General features: G+C 64.1%; 11 protein-coding genes, 6 tRNA genes and 1 pseudogene. 15 read left to right on the forward strand and 3 right to left on the reverse strand.

Going from position 1 to position 12,764, the window contains the following annotated elements; all coding sequences use genetic code 11:
* The 5 genes and pseudogenes from C2U70_RS33585 to C2U70_RS24305 form a co-directional block, all read left to right on the forward strand.
* Positions 1-131 (forward strand): annotated as a pseudogene (locus C2U70_RS33585) (thiolase family protein); the annotation flags it as partial.
* Positions 128-1,369, forward strand: a complete 1,242-nt coding sequence (locus C2U70_RS24290) for an SDR family NAD(P)-dependent oxidoreductase (RefSeq protein ID WP_140981167.1) — start codon at positions 128-130, stop codon at positions 1,367-1,369. The pseudogene C2U70_RS33585 and the gene C2U70_RS24290, both read left to right, overlap by 4 nt.
* A 34-nt stretch (positions 1,370-1,403) precedes the next feature.
* Positions 1,404-2,186 carry a cyclase family protein gene (locus tag C2U70_RS24295; protein ID WP_186294440.1) on the forward strand — a complete coding sequence of 261 codons (783 nt, stop codon included), beginning with the start codon at positions 1,404-1,406 and terminating at the stop codon, positions 2,184-2,186.
* 57 nt (positions 2,187-2,243) lie between these two features.
* Positions 2,244-3,401 carry an ABC transporter substrate-binding protein gene (locus C2U70_RS24300; RefSeq protein ID WP_186294441.1) on the forward strand — a complete coding sequence of 386 codons (1,158 nt, stop codon included), beginning with the start codon at positions 2,244-2,246 and terminating at the stop codon, positions 3,399-3,401.
* A gap of 9 nt (positions 3,402-3,410) precedes the next feature.
* Positions 3,411-5,054: an ATP-dependent acyl-CoA ligase gene (locus C2U70_RS24305; protein WP_140981173.1), complete on the forward strand. Its 1,644-nt coding sequence runs from the start codon at positions 3,411-3,413 to the stop codon at positions 5,052-5,054.
* On the opposite strand, the gene C2U70_RS24310 is transcribed toward C2U70_RS24305, so the two are convergent.
* On the reverse strand, positions 5,051-5,557 hold the full coding sequence (locus C2U70_RS24310; RefSeq protein ID WP_140981175.1) for a MarR family winged helix-turn-helix transcriptional regulator: 507 nt from the start codon (positions 5,555-5,557) through the stop codon (positions 5,051-5,053). The two genes, C2U70_RS24305 and C2U70_RS24310, sit on opposite strands and share 4 nt — an antisense overlap.
* A gap of 270 nt (positions 5,558-5,827) precedes the next feature.
* On the opposite strand from C2U70_RS24310, the gene C2U70_RS24315 reads away from it, so the two are divergent.
* The 3 genes from C2U70_RS24315 to C2U70_RS24325 are packed head-to-tail and all read left to right on the forward strand — an operon-like array spanning position 5,828 to position 9,799.
* On the forward strand, positions 5,828-8,146 hold the full coding sequence (locus C2U70_RS24315) for a bifunctional salicylyl-CoA 5-hydroxylase/oxidoreductase (RefSeq protein ID WP_140981177.1): 2,319 nt from the start codon (positions 5,828-5,830) through the stop codon (positions 8,144-8,146).
* A gap of 16 nt (positions 8,147-8,162) precedes the next feature.
* Positions 8,163-9,341 (forward strand): acyl-CoA dehydrogenase family protein, encoded by a 1,179-nt coding sequence (locus C2U70_RS24320; protein ID WP_140981179.1) that lies wholly within the window; start codon positions 8,163-8,165, stop codon positions 9,339-9,341.
* Between the two features lie 17 nt (positions 9,342-9,358).
* Positions 9,359-9,799 carry a RidA family protein gene (locus tag C2U70_RS24325; protein ID WP_140981180.1) on the forward strand — a complete coding sequence of 147 codons (441 nt, stop codon included), beginning with the start codon at positions 9,359-9,361 and terminating at the stop codon, positions 9,797-9,799.
* Positions 9,800-9,824: 25 nt separating this feature from the next.
* Here C2U70_RS24325 and C2U70_RS24330 read toward each other — a convergent pair whose 3' ends face one another.
* Both C2U70_RS24330 and kdsB read right to left on the reverse strand, forming a co-directional pair.
* A complete protein-coding gene (locus tag C2U70_RS24330) occupies positions 9,825-10,502 on the reverse strand; it encodes a histidine phosphatase family protein (protein ID WP_140981182.1) in 678 nt (225 codons plus the stop codon).
* Between the two features lie 2 nt (positions 10,503-10,504).
* Positions 10,505-11,278, reverse strand: a complete 774-nt coding sequence (gene kdsB / locus C2U70_RS24335) for a 3-deoxy-manno-octulosonate cytidylyltransferase (protein ID WP_140981184.1) — start codon at positions 11,276-11,278, stop codon at positions 10,505-10,507.
* A 515-nt stretch (positions 11,279-11,793) separates the two neighbouring features.
* On the opposite strand from kdsB, the gene C2U70_RS24340 reads away from it, so the two are divergent.
* The 7 genes from C2U70_RS24340 to C2U70_RS24370 all read left to right on the forward strand — a co-directional run bounded on the left by C2U70_RS24340 (position 11,794) and on the right by C2U70_RS24370 (position 12,727).
* Positions 11,794-11,997 carry a hypothetical protein gene (locus C2U70_RS24340; protein WP_140981185.1) on the forward strand — a complete coding sequence of 68 codons (204 nt, stop codon included), beginning with the start codon at positions 11,794-11,796 and terminating at the stop codon, positions 11,995-11,997.
* A 150-nt stretch (positions 11,998-12,147) separates the two neighbouring features.
* A tRNA-Leu gene (locus tag C2U70_RS24345) sits at positions 12,148-12,224 on the forward strand.
* Positions 12,225-12,233: 9 nt separating this feature from the next.
* Positions 12,234-12,308 (forward strand) — tRNA-Val (locus C2U70_RS24350).
* A gap of 82 nt (positions 12,309-12,390) precedes the next feature.
* Positions 12,391-12,464 (forward strand) — tRNA-Ile (locus C2U70_RS24355).
* Between the two features lie 8 nt (positions 12,465-12,472).
* A tRNA-Lys gene (locus C2U70_RS24360) sits at positions 12,473-12,556 on the forward strand.
* A gap of 10 nt (positions 12,557-12,566) precedes the next feature.
* Positions 12,567-12,649: transfer RNA gene (locus C2U70_RS24365), tRNA-Leu, on the forward strand.
* Positions 12,650-12,652: 3 nt separating this feature from the next.
* A tRNA-Asp gene (locus C2U70_RS24370) sits at positions 12,653-12,727 on the forward strand.
* Positions 12,728-12,764 lie beyond the last annotated feature (37 nt).

Raw genomic sequence — 12,764 nt, forward strand, 5'->3', positions numbered from 1 at the left:
AGGTGCTGGGAACCGCCGGTCCCACGCAAGTGAAGAATGCGAGCCTCGGTTTGGCCTCGGGTTTCGGTATGATCAATTACGATCGCGGTCTGGCGTCAGGGGCCGCAATCTTTGCAGGGCCTTCGCGATGATCGATCCGATTGAGCCGCCCAAGCGCAAGAATCCGCTGTTGCGGACGCAGCTGCCGACCGCGCCGCCGCGGCCGCGCAGCCGGCGATCGCATGGCTTCACCCGCGCCGCCGCCGAAGGACGCTTCATGCTGCAGCGCTGCGAGGCCTGCGGCAGCTTTGCCTATCCGGCGCGCGAGGCGTGCCCATCGTGCCTGTCGGCCGATCTCGCCTTCGTCGATGCGCCGCGCCGGGGCATGCTGCTTGCGGAGACCACCGCGCGCGTGCCGAGCGACGTCTACTTTCGCGAGCGAGCGCCGTGGCGTGTCGGCCTCGTCAAGATGGATTGCGGGCCGACCATCGTGGCGCATCTCCATGCCGACTGTGGCGAAGGTGCGGCGATCAGCATGTCGCTTCAACTCGACAAGAGCGGTCAGGCAGTCGCCTTTGCCCGACCGGAGAAGGAAACGCCCAACATGGCAGACGACAAGCAGTGGCGGGAAATGACGGCCGATCCAAAATTCAGGCGCGTGCTCGTGACCAATGGCCGAAGCGTGGTCGGGCAGGAAGCCGTCGCGGCGCTGAAGGCTGCCGGCGCCAAGACCGTGTTCGTCGGCGTCGCCGAGCCGTGGCGGCCGTTTGCCGGTGAAAAACTGCTGCGCGGGCAGGACGGGATCGAGATCGTCGCTCTCGATGCATCGGATGAGAAATCCGCCAACGATCTCGCGGCCGATATCGGCGGCAAGGTCGATATCCTCGTCAATACGACCGAGTATGTGCGGCCGGGCGGTTTGCTTGACCGCAAGGGCACGAGCATCGCGCGGGACGAAGTCGATCAGGCCTATCTCGGCTTCATCAATCTTGCACAGGCCTTTGGCCCGGCGATGCGGATGCGCGGCGCCGACGGCATTAACAACAGCGTCGCCTGGGTTAACATTCTCTCGGTCTATGCGCTTGCGAACTGGCCGACGTTCGGCGCTTACTCTGCTTCACAGGCAGCCTGCCTGTCGCTGTCGCATTGTCTTCGCAGCGAACTGAGGCCCGGCGGCGTCAAGGTCATGAACCTCTTCACCGGGCCGGTCGATACCGAATGGTTCCAGACCGTGCCGCCGCCGAAAGTGGCACCGCGTGCCATCGCGCAGGCCATCGTGTCCGGCCTGAAGAACGGGCTTGAAGAGATCTATGTCGGGGATGTCGCCGAAGAAATCCGGCAGCGTCTCGCGGCCAACCCGAAAGCGCTCGAGCGCGAGCTCGACAGGTAAGATCGAAACTTCAACCAAGCCGGAGGACGTGACGATGTCGACCAAGAGTCTCCTGGAGATGGCCAATGCTGTTTCTTCCGGCGCGGTGCGCGTCGTCGACCTGACCTTCACGCTCAGTCCGGATTTCCCCGTCATCGTGCTGCCCCCGGAGTTCGGCCAGGCCGCCCCCGTGCGCATCCAGGAAATCTCGCGCTACGACGGCCGCGGCCCCGCCTGGTACTGGAACAACGTCACCTTCGGCGAGCACACCGGCACGCATTTCGACGCGCCGATTCACTGGTTCACCGGTAAGGACCTGCCGAACAACGCCGTCGACACCATGCCCGCCAAGGACATGATCGCGCCGGCCTGCGTGATCGACTGCTCCGGGCAGGCCGCAAAGGATCCGGACTTCTTGTTGACCGTGCCTGACGTCGAGGCCTGGGAAGCGAAGCATGGAAAGATTCCCACCCGTCATTGGGTGCTGCTGCGGACCGACTGGTCCAAGAAGGGCTGGCGCGACTATGCGAACCTGAGGGACGACGGCGCGCATACACCGGGACCGAACCCGGCCGTCATGAAGTGGCTCGTCGAGGAGCGCGGCGTCATCGGCTTCGGCACCGAGACCATCGGCACCGATGCCGGCCAAGCCGGGCACATGGATCCGCCATATCCAGCACATCACTTTTTGCACGGCGCCGGCCGCTACGGTCTGCAGTGTCTCTGCAATCTCGACCAGCTTCCCCCAACCGGCGCTGTCATTGTCGCCTCGCCATTGAAGATCCAGAACGGCTCCGGCAGTCCGCTCCGCGTGATCGCCCTGGTCGGCGCGAGCTGACGCGAAACGATGGCGCTTGCCGATCGAAACAAGAAACCCTCACGAAAGACAGGTGCCATGAACTCGCTGAAGACCTTGCTGGCCTCGACCGCGCTGCTTCTTGCCATTCCGCAATCTGCGCAAGCGGAGATTCTCATTGGCTTCGTCACTGCGCTGAGCGGACCGGTGTCGTCGATCGGCATTCCCAACGGCAAGGGGATCGCGGCGGGGCAGGCCTATGTCGGCGAGATCGATGGCGAGAAGCTGCGCGTCATCCAGCTTGATGATGCCTCGGACGCGACCGCATCGACACGCAACGCGCGCAAGCTGGTCGAGCAGGAGAAGGTCGATATTCTGATCGGCACATCGGGCGCGCCGCAGACGCTGGCGATGGCGACTGCTGCCGTCGAGATGAAGGTGCCGATGATCGCGGTGTCGCCGATCGCGCCCGTGTCGCCAGGCGAGGGTGGGCCGTGGGTGCTTCAGACGCCGCAGCCGACGCCGCTGCTCGTGCAGGGCATCATCGACCACATGAAGGCGAAGGGCCTCAAGACCGTCGCCTTCATCGGCTTCTCCGATGCGTTCGGCGACCTCATGTACAATTCGCTGGAGCAAGCTGCGAAGACCGCCGACATCAAGGTCATCGCCAACGAGCGTTACGCGCGATCAGACTCCTCGGTGACGGCACAGGTGTTGCGCGCGGTCGCAGCCAAGCCCGATGCCATCATGCTCGGTGGCACCGGCACGCCCGGCGCGCTGCCGGTCATTGCGCTCTCTGAACGCGGCTACAAGGGTCCGCTCTATGGCAATCACGGGATGATCAGCGCCGACTTCCTGCGGCTGGCCGGCAAGGCGGCCAACGGCATCATCTGCCCGACCGGGCCGGTGACTGCGGCCGAGCAATTGCCGGCGAGCAATCCCATCCAGAAGGTGGCGCTGGCGTTTCGCGCAGCCTTTGAGAAGGCGAATGGCGAGGTGCCGACCGACTCGTTCTCGTCCTACTCGTTCGACGGCTGGCTGGTGTTTGCCGATGCCGCCAAGCGCGCGATGGCGACGGCTGCCAAGCCGGGCACGCCAGAGTTTCGCACCGCGCTGCGCCAGGCGCTGTTCACGACCAAGGAGGTGGTGGGGACGCAGGGCGTCTACACCTACACGCCGGCGGATCGGCACGGCGTCGACGAGCGCTCGCGCATCCTGGTTCAGATCGAGGATGGAAAGTATAAACTGCTGCCCTGAGCGAAGCCCATGACGGAGAGCAATGCGCAGGCACCGAGCGGAGCGGGTACGGGGACGCCGGCCTGGGCACGCGCGGTCGAATTGTTTACGCCGGCTGACCGTATCCTCCCCACGATCCTCACGCGGCAGGCCGAGCGCTACGGCGACCGCGTCCTGCTCGTTGCTGGTGAGACCCGCTGGACCTACGCGCAGACTGCGGCGATTGCCGCCGCGTCTGCGCACACGCTGATCGATGCCGGCATCAAGCCCGGCGACCGGGTGGCGTTGATGTGCTCGAACCGGCCGGAATTTTTGCAGGTCTATCTCGGCTGTGCGTGGCTGGGTGCGATCGTGGTGCCGATCAACACCGCGCTGCGTGGCTTCCAGCTCTCGCACATCCTGCGCAATTCGCGCCCCGCGTTGCTTGTGGTCGAGACACCGTTCCTGGCCGCCTTCGATACGGTCGATCCGGAGGTTGGGCTCCCGTCGCAGGTATGGCTGATCGGTTCGGCCGCAGCCGAGGCGATCAAGGTTTTGCCGGTGCCATTGCCGACGCTCGGTCCAAAAGCCCCGCCCGGCGCGGTGCGGCCCGGCGACACCGTCGCTATTCTCTACACGTCGGGCACCACCGGACCAGCGAAAGGCGTGTGCTGTCCGCAAGCGCAATTGTTCTGGTGGGGCATCTATTCGGCGCGCGCGCTTGGCATCCGCGAAGGCGACGTGCTGTTTACGACGCTGCCGCTGTTTCGCACCAATGCGCTGAATGCGTTCTATCAGGCGATGCTGAACGGCTGCACTTACGTGCTGGAGCCAAAGTTTTCCGCTTCGGGCTTCTGGGCCGCCGCACGGCGGCACAATGCGACTGTCGGCTATCTGCTCGGCGCGATGGCCTCGATGCTGTTAGCACAGCCGGGCACGGCAGATGACCGGGCGCATGGCCTTCGTGTCGCGCTCGGCGGCGGGGTGCCGCCGCAGATCCACAAGCCGTTCCTCGAGCGGTTCGGCGTGCCGCTCGTCGATGGCTACGGCTCGACCGAGACCAACTTTGTGTTCGCAGGCACCATCCCTTCGGACCGTCCGGGGACGATGGGCTATCTCGCCGATGGCATCGAGGCCCGCATCGTCGATGAGAACGATTCCGAGCTTGCGGACGGGCAGGCGGGCGAGCTCGTGCTTCGCGCCAGGGAGCCGTTTGCGTTTGCGACCGGATATTTTGGAATGCCGGAGAAGACGGTCGAGGCGTGGCGAAACCTCTGGTTCCACTCCGGCGATCGCGTGGTGCGCGATGCCGACGGGCACTATCGCTTCATCGACCGAATGAAAGATTCGATCCGCAGGCGCGGCGAGAATGTGTCGTCGTGGGAGGTCGAGCAGATCATCCAGTCGCATGCCGCGGTCGCGTCGTGTGCGATCTATCCGCTGCCATCGGAGCTGGGGGAGGACGAGGTCGCCGCCGCGATTCTGCTGGAGCCGGGCCAGTCGCTCGAACCCGTCGATATCGTCCGACATTGCGAGGGCCAGATCGCCTACTTTGCCATTCCCCGCTATGTGCGGATCGTGAAGGAAATGCCGCTGACGGAGAATGGCAAGATCAAGAAAGGCGTATTGCGCGACGCGGGTGTCGCTGGCGACACCTGGGACCGCGAGGCCGCCGGTGTCAAAGTGCGGCGCTAGCTCTTTTGCAGCGCGTCCCGGACCGAACCCTTGAGCTCGTCGAGCTCGCCAATCAACCCGTCGAGCCGTTCAGCCGGAAATTCGGCCAAAAGTTCGGCGAGCCACGAACCATGGCTCTTGGCCATGCGGCGGAAAGCCTTTCGGCCCTCGACCGTCATGCAGACGATCTGCACGCGGCGATCGAGGGTCGACGGCGTTCGGGTAATATATCCGTCCTCGACCAAGCGATCGACGATCGGCGTGAGATTGCCGGCCGACACCATCAGCCGCTTGGGCAGTTCGCCCAGCACGAGTCCGCTCGGCTCGCGATCGAGCTGGGCGAGCACGTCGAAGCGGGGCATGGTGAAGTCGAATTCCTCGCGGAACCGGCGGCGCAGCTCACCCTCGATCAGCGTCGTGCAAGCCAGCAGCCGCAACCAAAGCCGGGTCTGGCCCCGGTATTCGGCCTCCTGATCGGCGCCGTTCCTGGGTGAAACGGGCGGGGATTCCTTTGCGACTGCCAAATCAATCTCCTGCCCTGGCGGCGACATGCCTGAGGTGGCTGGGTAGCAAGATAGTTCGTGCCAAAAGTAATTTCAAGGCTCGTCCATCGCGGCCACCGATCCGGGGGTCGGTGTCCGGAATTTTAAGCCGATTAGCTGGCACGCGCCGCGTCGGGCCGTTCGCTGGGGGAGTCGCCGAGAAGCGCCTTGACAATCGGCTCCTTCAGGAAATACTTTAAGCTTAAAGTAATTCCAGCCAGCACACGGCGCGACGCGCGAAAGCGGGGGATCATGCGCATAGTCTGTATCGGCGGCGGCCCGGCCGGCCTCTATCTCGGCCTCCTGATGAAGCGCCGTCACCCCGAGCATGTCGTCTCCGTTGTCGAGCGCAACAAGCCCTACGATACCTTTGGCTGGGGCGTGGTGTTCTCCGACGCGATGATGGCGGCGATGCGGGTCGCCGATCCCGAAAGCGCTGCCGAGATCGAGGACGCCTTCAACCATTGGGACGACATCGAGCTCGTCTTCAAGGGCACGCGCCAGCGCACCACCGGCCACGGCTTCATCGGTATCGGCCGCAAGCACCTGCTCAACATTTTGCAGCGGCGCTGCGAAGCGCTCGGCGTCGAGCTCGTGTTCGAGAAGGATGTGGAATCCGATCTCGAATTCCCCGAGGCCGACCTGATCGTCGCATGCGACGGCGTCAATTCGCGCATTCGCGCCCGCTATGAAGAGCAATTCAAGCCGGACATGGTGATCCGGCCAAACCGCTACATCTGGCTCGGCACCAAGAAGGCCTTCGACGCCTTCACCTTCGATTTCCAGAAGACCGAGCACGGCTGGTTCCAGGCCCATATCTACAAGTTCGACGCGGAGACATCGACCTTCATCGTCGAGACCACGGAAGAGGCGTACCAGGCCCACGGGCTCGGCGACATGGATCAGCAGGGCTCGATCGACTTCTGCGAGAAGATCTTTGCCGAGACGTTGGACGGCGCAAAGCTCTTGACCAATGCGCGTCATTTGCGCGGTTCGGCCTGGCTCAATTTCAGCCGCCTGATCTGCGGCAAATGGAGCGTGTTCAACGGCCGCTCGCATGTCGTGCTGATGGGGGATGCCGCGCACACTGCGCATTTTGCCATCGGCTCAGGCACCAAGCTTGCGCTCGATGACGCCATCGAGCTCGCCAACCAGTTCGACCGTCACGGTCACGATCGCGCCAACATCCCGGCCGTGCTGGAGGCCTACGAAGAAGTGCGTCGCGTCGACGTCGCGCGCATCCAGAACGCCGCACGCAATGCCATGGAATGGTTCGAGGTGGTAGGCCGGCGCTACGCCGATACGCTGGACCCGCCGCAGTTCTTCTATTCGATGCTGACGCGCTCGCAGCGCATCAGCCACGAGAATCTGCGCCTGCGCGACCGGGCCTGGCTCGAAGGCTTTGAGCGCTGGTTCGCCGCGCGTGCGGGGATCAATCTGCGCGATGGCGAGCGCGTGCCCCCTCCGATGCTGACGCCGCACCGCGTGCGCGGGCTGCAGCTTGCGAATCGCATCATGGTTTCGCCGATGGCGATGTATTCGTCGCAGGACGGGCTGATCAACGACTTCCACATCGCCCATCTCGGCGCGCGCGCCATGGGCGGCGCTGGGCTAATCTTTGCCGAGATGACGTGCGTCTCGCCGGATGCGCGGATCACGCCGGGTTGCCTCGGCCTCTGGAACGACGCGCAGGCCGCGCAGTGGCGTCGCCTCGTCGATCTGATCCACAGCCTCGGACATGCCAAGGTCGGCATTCAGCTCGGCCATGCCGGACGAAAGGGTTCGACCAGGCTTGCATGGGAGGGGATCGACCAACCGCTGCAAGCCGGAAACTGGCCGCTGATCTCTGCGTCGGCGTTGCCGTACCTGCCGCACAGCCAAGTGCCGAAGGCGATGAACCGTGCTGACATGGACCGCGTGCGCGATGATTTCGTTGCCGCGACCCGCCGCGCGACGGAAGCCGGCGTCGAATGGCTCGAGCTGCATTGCGCTCACGGCTATCTGCTGTCGAGCTTCCTGTCGCCGCTCACCAACCGGCGGACGGACGAATATGGCGGCAGCCACGAGAACCGTGCGCGCTTTCCGCTCGAAGTGTTCAAGGCGATGCGCGATGTCTGGCCGTCGGAGCGGCCGATGTCAGTGCGCCTGTCGTGCCACGACTGGACCGAGGGCGGCAACATGCCGGCCGACGCGGCGATCTTCGCCGCGATGTTCAAGGACGCCGGCGCCGACGTGATCGACTGCTCGTCGGGCCAGGTGTGGAAGGAAGAGCGGCCGGTCTATGGACGGCTGTTCCAGACGCCGTTTGCCGATTTGATCCGCAACGAGGTCGGCATCGAGACCATCGCGGTCGGCGCCATCTCCGAGGCCGACCACGCCAACTCGATACTCGCCGCCGGCCGTGCCGATCTCTGCGCCATCGCGCGGCCGCATCTGGCCGATCCCGCCTGGACGCTGCACGAGGCCGCGCGCATCGGTATCTCGGCGGTGGAATGGCCAAAACAATATCAGTCCGCCAAGGGACAGTACGAAGCCAATCTCGCGCGTGCCGCCGCGGCGGCCGCGCAGTGAGCAGGGGAGGCGACCGATGAGCTCCGTTGCAAAAGTCATCAGGCGCGACTGGCTGGACTGGCCGTTCTTCGACCAGCGTCACCATGCGATCGGCGAGCGGCTCGACCGCTTCGTCCAGTCGGGCGCGCTGGACAAGATCGACCACGGCGATGTCGACGCTGCCTGCCGCAAGCTGGTGCGTGCGATGGGTGAGGCGGGCCTGCTCGATTGCGCGGTCGCGGCGAGCGATGGCGATGCTGATATGATCGACTCGCGCTCGATCTGCCTGTCGCGGGAGTCGCTTGCTTATGCCGATGGCCTGGCCGATTTCGCCTTCGCGATGCAGGGCCTCGGCTCCGGCGCGATCGCGCTCGGCGGTTCTGCGGAGCTGCGCAAGGCGGTGCTGCCAAAGGTGCGATCCGGGGAATGGCTCTCGGCCTTTGCATTGTCGGAGAAGGAGGCAGGTTCCGACGTTGCGGCAATGGCCTGCATAGCGCGCGCCGACGGCAACGACTATGTCATCGACGGCGAGAAGACCTGGATCTCCAATGGCGGCATCGCCGACGTCTATACCCTGTTCGTGCGCACCGGCGAGGCGCCGGGCGCCCGCGGTATCTCGGCTTTTGTCGTGTTTCCCGATGATCCCGGTTTTGGCATTGCCGAGCGCATTGACGTCATCGCGCCGCATCCGCTTGCGACGCTGCGCTTTACGAATTGTCGTATCCCGGCAAGCCGTCGCCTCGGTGCGCCCGGCGGCGGCTTCAAGCTTGCGATGCAGACGCTGGATATTTTCCGCGCGTCGGTTGCGGCTGCCGCTCTCGGTTTCGCCCGCCGCGCGCTCGACGAGGCGCTCTCGCATGCACGCAGCCGCCACATGTTCGGGGCGACGCTGGGTGACCTCCAGCTTACGCAGGCCGCGCTCGGCGACATGGCGACCGACACCGACGCGGCTGCCCTACTGACCTATCGCGCGGCGTGGCGCCGCGACGTCCAGAAGCTGCCGACCACCCGGGAGGCCGCGATGGCGAAGCTGACGGCGACCGAGACGGCGCAGCGCGTCATCGACCGTTCCGTGCAGATGTTCGGCGGCCGCGGCGTGCGCAAGGGCGAAATCGTCGAGAGCCTCTACCGTGAAATTCGCGCGTTGCGCATCTACGAAGGCGCAACCGAAGTCCAGAAGCTGATCGTTGCGCGCGAGCTGTTGAAGCCGCGCTGAGACCATAGAGAGAGATCATGAGTGCGATGAGACAGCCGGGCGCCATTGCGCCCGCCACCGGCAACGGCTTGCATGTGCTGCAGCCGAGTGGCTGGCCGCAGCCGAAAGGCTACGCCAACGGCATGATGGCGGAGGGGCGCTACGTCGTCACCGGCGGCGTCGTCGGCTGGGACATCTCGGGCGTATTCGCCGATGGCTTCGTCGGGCAGGTCCGCCAGACGCTCGAGAACATCGTCGCGATCCTCGCCGCAGGCGGAGCGCGACCGGATCATCTGGTGCGCCTGACCTGGTACGTCGTCGACATGGACGAGTACGTCAGCAACCTCAAGGCGCTCGGCAAGGTCTATCGCGAGGTCGTCGGCACGCACTATCCCGCGATGGCACTGGTGCAGGTCGTGCGCCTTGTCGAGCCGTCTGCCCGGGTCGAGATCGAGGCGACCGCGGTCATCCCGCGCTGAAAGGTAAGGCTCGGTGGAGGCGATCTCAACGCCGGCCGGGGGCCGCTGCTGAATCGTCAGCAGTCAGGCTTGCAGGCGCGACGTTCCACCGGTCGACCTCCCACGTGCCGGACCGCCATCCCAACACGGATATGTTGCCGGTTGCCATTTTCCGGTCGGCGGCAGGCAATCCGAGCGTCTCTGCCACCAAGCGAAAGATGCCGTTGCTGGAGACGACCAGGTTGATCGCGTTGTCCTGCGTGGCGGGCCGTTGCGTGATCTCGTCGAAAACGTTGCGCAACCGCTCGAGCACTTCGTCCTTGGTTGAGGGCCAGTTTGCGCCGCGCGGCCATTGGCTGCGGGCCTCCCATCCATCGATATCGTCGTCTCCAAATCGTCGTCGTATCTCGGCCGACGACAGTCCTTCCCAATCGCCGTAATCGAGCTCGGTCAAGCGACGATCAACGACAATGGACGTTGGGGGAAAGCCGACGATCGCCGCAACGATCGTTGCAGTTTCAGTCGTCCGGCGAAGCGGACCAGTGACAATGGAATTGACGACAAGCCCGGCCCGATGGATCTGCCTGCCGGCTTCCTCGGCCTGCCATCGTCCTTTTTCCACCAAGGCGAGGTCCGATCGCGCGCCAACCCAAACGGCCTCCTCGCCGGGCGCAAAAGTGTTCCCGTGTCGCAACAGGATGATGCGGGTGGCTGCTCGATCCATTGTCAGAACAGTTCTCCTTCGCGCGCGATGATGTCCTCGGCGAATTTCACGTCGTCATAGGTGTCGATGGACGCATGGGTCCGGCCGCGATAGTCGACTTCGAGAACCCGCATCTTCATGCCATTCTCAAGCAGCCGCAACTGCTCCAGACCCTCGGTCTGTTCGAGCGGCGAGGGCGCGAGACGGCAGTAATCGGCCAACGGTTTCTGGCGGTATCCGTAGAGTCCGATGTGACGGTACACATGCGTGAATCCGGGCGTGCGAACGAACGGCAAGATCTGTTTTGAAAAGTAGAGCGCGTTGGAATTGGCATCGAAGACCACGGTCGTCCCGCTCGACTTGTTGTTCGCCTTGTGCGCGGCAAAGCTAGCAAGCGCGGTTTCGTCCAGCCTGACCGCCGGCGTGATGGCTTGGATGTGGGAATCCCGTACCATCTCCTCGATCATGGCCTCGAGCACCCATGGCGGCGAGAGGACGGCATCTCCCTGCAAGTTGACGACGATGTCGTCCCTGATGTCAGCGGCACTGACAGCTTCAAAGACGCGCTCGGTGCCGTTGCGCGGGCGATCGGACGTCATCACGACCTCAGCCCCAAAGGTTCTTGCGAAATCCGCCACGGGATCGCTTTCGGTTGCGACCACGACCCTGCTGCAATTTCTGACGGCACGCGCGATCCGGCAGACCCGCTCCAGCATCGGGATGCCGCTGATCGGGTGCATCGGCTTGCCCGGAAACCGGGTTGAGCCGTACCGGGCTGGGATGACAATAGCGGCCATGAAGGCTCTCCTGGGGCGGTTCGCCCGGTGACATAACCGCGTGTACCCCGTGTGGTCCAGACCGGTCAAAAACGAAGACAGCGCAAATTTGTTGGCCCGCAACCTTCATGCCGCCGACGGCCGTCGACCGACTGAATAGATGTATTATTGGAACATGTTGGCGTTGCGAAAAACGTTCGTTAACGCTGCCCGCAGAGGGCGCTCGCTTTAAAATTGTTTGGCGAGTGCTCTTGACGAAGTCCCAAATCTCTGTGCATACCGCTGCCCCACAAAACGCCGGCGAATTCGCTGGCGCTCTCTGAGGACCGAACCCGTGTTGCGAATGCGCTCACATATCGTCGCGAATGCCGCCGCCGCGCTGCCGGTTAATCGGCCGTGCGATTGGTCGCGCATGTCCGCGACGGAACGAGGTTCGAGCTACCTGACGAAGCCCGATTGTCTCGGGGCCACCAGGATAGCAGTCAGAGCGTAGCAGGCAGTGGGAATCCACCCTCTGCCGAAAGGCGGAGGGCAACATGGCCCGCAACAGCACGACCCAGACAGGACTCAAGAAGCGTACCCGCGAGAGGATTCTTTCCTCGCCGGTCGTGATCGCCTTCGTGCGCACCGTCGTGGCGCTGCGGGGGATTTCCGAGGCCGAAGCCCGCCAGATTTATCTCGACTACATCAACCGATCACCGCGGTCGGCGGATCACCGTGATCGCCGCGTGATGACGTGAATTGACCCGACTACAGGATGATCGCCCCTGCAAGGACATAAGGCGATCCGCTGACCGGTACCGGTCTCCTTTGGTGGAGCGGCAAACGGTGGTTTCAGGCAGCGAGTGTTTTTTGATTGGCTGGGTCGTCCCGGCCGTTTGTAGAGTTTCGCTCCACTAGCCCAATCGGCAGAGGCGACGGACTTAGAATCCGTGCGTTGGCGGTTCGAATCCGTCGTGGAGCACCAGATCCATTAGCGCGCTTAGCTCAGCGGAAGAGCGCCTGTCTTACATGCAGGATGTCGGCCGTTCGATCCGGTCAGCGCGCACCAATTTGCGCCCGTTTCAGCAGAGCGCCGCTGTGACACGGCGGAGGCGGTAGGGGCAGAGCCTGCCGGACGCACCATCAAATTCCCTCTCGTAGCTCAGTGGCAGAGCAATCGCTTGATAAGCGATCGACGGATGTTCGATTCATCACGGGAGGACCAGACATGACGGACCTGTGCCCCCAGCGGCGAAGGGAGCGGATTCTTAATCCGTCGCGAAAGCATCGTCGGTTCGAGTCCGACCAGGTCCTCCAAACAACACTCGCGCTCGTGGCGAAACTGGTAGACGCGCCGTCTCGAGAGGGCGGTGGGAGACCATGCCGGTTCGACCCCGGCCGAGCGTACCAATGGCCCATGTCCCCATCTGGTGAAGGGACCGGATTGTCGATCCGGGAAGGCGAGTTCGATCCTCGTCATGGGCGCCAATTCCAGTCCACACATCGGTTCAAATCCGGTGGCGCC

The organism is Bradyrhizobium guangdongense (assembly GCF_006483445.1).
Lineage (GTDB): Bacteria > Pseudomonadota > Alphaproteobacteria > Rhizobiales > Xanthobacteraceae > Bradyrhizobium > Bradyrhizobium guangdongense_A.

What these genes read in the sequence shown, in the direction of transcription:
- C2U70_RS24290 (WP_140981167.1), top strand. Translation starts at nt 128, where the DNA reads ATGATCGATCCGATTGAGCCGCCCAAGCGCAAGAATCCGCTGTTGCGG.
- C2U70_RS24295 (WP_186294440.1), top strand. Translation starts at nt 1,404, where the DNA reads ATGTCGACCAAGAGTCTCCTGGAGATGGCCAATGCTGTTTCTTCCGGC.
- C2U70_RS24300 (WP_186294441.1), top strand. Translation starts at nt 2,244, where the DNA reads ATGAACTCGCTGAAGACCTTGCTGGCCTCGACCGCGCTGCTTCTTGCC.
- C2U70_RS24305 (WP_140981173.1), top strand. Translation starts at nt 3,411, where the DNA reads ATGACGGAGAGCAATGCGCAGGCACCGAGCGGAGCGGGTACGGGGACG.
- C2U70_RS24315 (WP_140981177.1), top strand. Translation starts at nt 5,828, where the DNA reads ATGCGCATAGTCTGTATCGGCGGCGGCCCGGCCGGCCTCTATCTCGGC.
- C2U70_RS24320 (WP_140981179.1), top strand. Translation starts at nt 8,163, where the DNA reads ATGAGCTCCGTTGCAAAAGTCATCAGGCGCGACTGGCTGGACTGGCCG.
- C2U70_RS24325 (WP_140981180.1), top strand. Translation starts at nt 9,359, where the DNA reads ATGAGTGCGATGAGACAGCCGGGCGCCATTGCGCCCGCCACCGGCAAC.
- C2U70_RS24330 (WP_140981182.1), bottom strand. Translation starts at nt 10,502, where the DNA reads ATGGATCGAGCAGCCACCCGCATCATCCTGTTGCGACACGGGAACACT.
- kdsB (WP_140981184.1), bottom strand. Translation starts at nt 11,278, where the DNA reads ATGGCCGCTATTGTCATCCCAGCCCGGTACGGCTCAACCCGGTTTCCG.
- C2U70_RS24340 (WP_140981185.1), top strand. Translation starts at nt 11,794, where the DNA reads ATGGCCCGCAACAGCACGACCCAGACAGGACTCAAGAAGCGTACCCGC.